Origin of the sequence: Acinetobacter chengduensis (assembly GCF_003664645.1) — a bacterium.
Lineage (GTDB): Bacteria > Pseudomonadota > Gammaproteobacteria > Pseudomonadales > Moraxellaceae > Acinetobacter > Acinetobacter chengduensis.
The window spans coordinates 1-363 of sequence record NZ_RCHC01000078.1; the positions used below are offsets into that span (position 1 = coordinate 1).

The window sequence follows — 363 nt, forward strand, 5'->3', positions numbered from 1 at the left end:
GGTATATGCCAGCGATCTAAATCAATTAACAGAGTCACTTGATAAAAGTCACATGTATTACCAAAACATGCGCCAAGCCATGCTTTTGAAGGCCAAAGAGCTGAAATGCACTTTTGATAAGCACAAGGAAATGTGGATTAGTCCTCCTGAATTTAATGGCATTAACGATACCCAGCGCGATGACTTACAAGCTTTCATTACTGAACGTGGCTTAGATGTAAAAACAGTATGTGAACACTTAGGCATTGATTCACTGATGCAAATCGATTCAACAAAAATTCAATTGGTAAAACAAGACATTGATCAACTTGCCAAAGAAGGAACTCAAGCATGAACATTTTAAATGGTACAGAAGCTTTTAAT

General features: G+C 36.9%; 1 pseudogene. It reads left to right on the top strand.

Annotated features, from left to right (window positions below):
• Positions 1 to 334, top strand: a pseudogene (locus tag D9K81_RS18295) (ATP-binding protein); the annotation flags it as partial.
• Positions 335 to 363 lie beyond the last annotated feature (29 nt).